Origin of the sequence: Cupriavidus consociatus (genome assembly GCF_017814975.1) — a bacterium.
In the GTDB taxonomy this organism is placed as follows: Bacteria; Pseudomonadota; Gammaproteobacteria; order Burkholderiales; family Burkholderiaceae; genus Cupriavidus; species Cupriavidus consociatus.
This window is the reverse complement of sequence record NZ_JAGIQA010000123.1, coordinates 1-1,360: the sequence shown is the minus strand read 5'-3', so window position 1 is coordinate 1,360 and position 1,360 is coordinate 1. Positions and strand designations below refer to the sequence as shown.

Here is a 1,360-nt window from a genome sequence, read left to right as displayed (position 1 = left end):
TGGCCTGTCGCTCTTTGAATGCGGTTGCAGGCGCTGCAAGGCTTCGCGTTTGGTATCCAACTTGGCTTGGGCGTAGTGATTGGTGGTCTCGAGGCTCGCGTGCCCCAACCAACTGCGGATCACGGTGACGTCGACGCCTGCGGCGACCAGATGCACCGCGGCCGCGTGCCGAAACGCGTGCGGCGAGACCTTCTTCGATGCCAACGTCGGCACGACAGCAGCGGCGCTACGCACATACTGCGCGAGCTTGAAGCGGACCCCAGAGGGTCCCAAAGGCATACCATATCGGTTGACAAACAGGTGTTCGTTGCTGCCGCACGGTTGCCGCTGCAGCAAAGCCTTGAGCAACTCGACAGTCTCTGGCCACAGCGGACAGATGCGTTCCTTGCGACCCTTGCCGAGCAGTCGCACGCAGCTCGGTGTGTCGAATCGAATGTCGGCAGGGCAGAGGTTGAGCACCTCTTGTATACGCGCACCTGTGTTGTAGAGGAACCATAGCAGCGCATGATCACGCTGCCCTTCAAGCAGGGTGCGATCCGGTTGCGCCAGGATGGCCTCGATCTCGTGCACGTGGAGCTCATAGCGCACCGGCTTCGGCGCCTTCTTGGTTGGAATTCGAAGCACCTCGGCACACTGCTCGATCGCCGTAGGCTCACGCTCGGCGACGAAGCTGAAGAAGCTGCGCAGCGCTGCGAGACGACAGTTGCGCGTGCCAATTGAGACCTTGCGCTCGCGCTCGCTGTGCTGCAAGAATGCCGCGACCTCGGTTGCGTTCAGCGCTTGCAGCGTAATCTCGGCGACGCGACAACGTCGTCGCTCGGCGACAAAGCGCAGAAACAGTCGCCAAGTGTCTCGGTAGGAACGTATCGTGTGGGCGGAAACATTGAGCTGTTCGGCCAGCCGCTCATAGAAGAAGGTCCGCAGCAGTCGCGGGAAAGGATCGGCCGGCTTCATCATGATGCTCTCCCGGGGATGTGCATCTGATGCAGCACTGCGTCACGGTCAAGTAGACAAGCGTGGAGTTGATGTCCTTGTGGCCCAAGTAGGTCGCCAGGTATGGCAGCCGCGCCTGAGGATTGATTCCGTGGCGATACCAGGAAAGCATCCGATAGACGACGAACACATGCCGAAGGTCATGGATGCGAGGCCCGCAGCGCCCCTGTTCGGGCTTGAGCCCGGCGCGTCTCAACACGGTCACCATCATCTTCTCGATCATTACCCGCGAGTAGCGACCAGCAGCCTGCTGATGCCAGAACAAGCCGCTGTCGTCATCCTGCGGTGCTCCGGCACGTCGTCGCGCGTCGAGATACTCGCGCAACGTTGCTAGCACACTGTCAGACAGGGGCAAGCTCCGGGATTT

2 protein-coding genes are annotated in these 1,360 nt (G+C 61.0%); both read right to left on the bottom strand.

Features of this window, described 5'->3' with window-relative positions; all coding sequences use genetic code 11:
- Positions 1-957, bottom strand: a 957-nt coding sequence (locus J8I82_RS37675) for a tyrosine-type recombinase/integrase (RefSeq protein WP_245180683.1), incomplete at its 3' end; no start/stop codon positions are given.
- Positions 905-1,360: tyrosine-type recombinase/integrase (locus tag J8I82_RS37670; RefSeq protein WP_245180678.1), on the bottom strand; the 456-nt coding region annotated here is incomplete at its 5' end. The genes J8I82_RS37670 and J8I82_RS37675, both read right to left, overlap by 53 nt.